The sequence below is a fragment of the Pedobacter sp. UYP1 genome, assembly GCF_040547305.1.
Classification (GTDB): Bacteria; Bacteroidota; Bacteroidia; order Sphingobacteriales; family Sphingobacteriaceae; genus Pedobacter.
This window is the reverse complement of record NZ_JBEPPL010000041.1, coordinates 1-2,406: the sequence shown is the minus strand read 5'-3', so window position 1 is coordinate 2,406 and position 2,406 is coordinate 1. Positions and strand designations below refer to the sequence as shown.

The window sequence follows — 2,406 nt, the reverse complement described above, 5'->3', positions numbered from 1 at the left end:
TGTGCAATAGGATCAGTTAAAACAAATATCGGTCACCTTGATGCAGCTGCCGGAGTAGCAGGTCTGATCAAAACTGCCCTGAGCTTAACACACCGCCAGCTTCCTGCAAGTCTTCATTTTAAAGAAGCGAATCCGGAGATTGATTTTGCCGGCGGACCTTTTTATGTGAACACGAGCCTTAAAGCATGGGAAGGAAGAAATGGTTTTCCATTGCGTGCCGGGGTAAGCTCTTTTGGCATTGGGGGTACAAATGCGCATGCCATTCTGGAAGAAGCACCTGCGGTGCAGGCCGGAGCAGCTGGGAGACCTTACCAACTGCTGTCAGTTTCTGCCAAAACGGAAGGGTCTTTACAAAGATACTTTGTTGCGCTGAAGACTTTTCTTGGTGAAGAAACGGACGTTAACGTGGGCGACATGTCCTACACCTTACAGGTTGGCCGTAAGGCTTTTGGCTTCAGGCAATCCATTGTTTATAAGGATAAAGAAGAACTGATCGGTTTACTGGAAGAGGCGATAGCTGTTCCCCAGCCACTCAAACATATTGAAAGCCATAGCGGTATCGTGTTTATGTTTCCCGGGCAGGGATCTCAGTACGCAGGTATGGGTCTTGGCCTTTATGAACATGATCCGGTTTTCAGATTAGAAATGGACCATGGGTTTGCACTTCTGCACAAGCTAACGGGTAAAGATTTTAAGCAGCTTTTATACAAATCAGCAGGGCAGGATGCAACGCTGATTAATTCTACGCAGTACGCTCAGCCACTACTTTTTCTGATAGAATATAGCCTCAGCCGTGTGCTGATTTCGCTGGGGATTGTGCCTGATTCGATGATCGGTCACAGCATCGGGGAATATACGGCAGCCTGTATCAGCGGTGTGTTTAGCCTTGAGGATGCCCTGAGACTGGTGGTGAAACGTGGCGAACTGATGAGCCTTGTTGGTGAGGGATTAATGCTGAGTGTTGCCATTAGTAAAGCCCAGGGTGAAGCTTATTTAAGTGCGGATATTTCTCTTGCTGCAGTTAACGGTCCGGAACAGATCGTACTTTCAGGGAACAGGAATTCGATCGAAAAACTGATGGTTTTGCTGGATGAACAGCATATTGTATATGTGAAATTACATACTTCCCATGCCTTCCACTCTGCAATGCAGGACATTATTCTGGAAGATTTCAGGGCGGTGCTGAATACTTTAAAGTTCGGTAAACCGCAGCTTCCTTTTATCTCTAACCTGACTGGTGTTTTAATCATGGAGCAGGAATGCATGTCAGCAGACTACTGGGTACGTCATCTTCGGGAGACCGTAAATTTTTCCGGAGGAATCCAGCATTTACTGTCAGAGCGTCCCTGGCAGGCCTTTATCGAGGTTGGTGCAGGTCACTCCCTGAGCAGCTTACTGAAACAGCAACGTGGTAAAACCGATCCGGTTTGTGTGAACCTGCTCAGACCGGTTAAGGATAACAGTGATGATGTTCAGTATTTCCTGCGTCAGCTTGGACATTTGTGGTGTGAAGGGATTGTTTTTGATTGGGAATCTTACTATAAGGATGAGGGGCGAAGACGGATTTCTTTGCCTACCTATTCTTTTGAACCGGTAAGCTATCCTGCCGAAGTGGATCCGTTTGGAAGTGAGCTGCTGTCAGGCTTCGGTTTAAGTGAATCTGTGTCAGGTTCCACAGGTTTAAAGGACTGGATCTATTATCCATCCTGGAAACGGGCTGTGCTGGGCAATACTGTAGCAGATGGGGGGGCTAAAGTGTATTTGATTTTCTCCGGAGAACCCGCATTTACCGAAGCACTGGCTGCTGGATTATCTCAGCAGGGCCACACTGTAATTGTTGTGTCCTGTGGAGAGCGCTATCAGCGTGTTTCGTCAGTTGAGTATGTACTGAATCCTTTAGAAGAATCGGATTACAGTAAACTTATACGTGATCTGGAAACCACAGGGGATACGTTCACAGACATTGTTTATGGCTGGGGGATGCAGGTCCCGGCGGGTGGTTTAACCCTTTCAAATGATCAGCGGTCCCTTCACCTGGTTTATTTCGGGCTGGTACTGTTTATCCAGGCTTTATCGGCAAAGGGCGGACTGGCAGGTAAGAGCGTTTGCGTTTTGACAGACAGCCTGTATGAGGTGATCGGGACCGAGTCTGTTCACTATAGCCAGTCACTGGGTCTTGGTTTGGTCAATGTATTGCCACAGGAAACAGGAGTTTCGTGTGTGCATGTAGATATAGAATTGAAAAGTCTTGGGCTGGATGGCATGCAAAAGCTTGTGGCTGAGCTGACTTGTAACAGCAGTGAGCAGAGACGTATTGTGGCACACCGTCATGGTCAGCGCTGGGTACAGGATTACCAGCAGAACCGGGAAGAACTGGAACGGGGTAAAAGTGCAGTCAAAGAAGGT

Annotated in this window: 1 protein-coding gene; it reads left to right on the top strand. The window is 47.7% G+C overall.

The features are described 5' to 3' along the window. A partial coding sequence (locus tag ABIB30_RS27175) for a type I polyketide synthase (RefSeq protein WP_354306158.1) occupies positions 1–2,406 on the top strand: 2,406 nt, incomplete at both ends.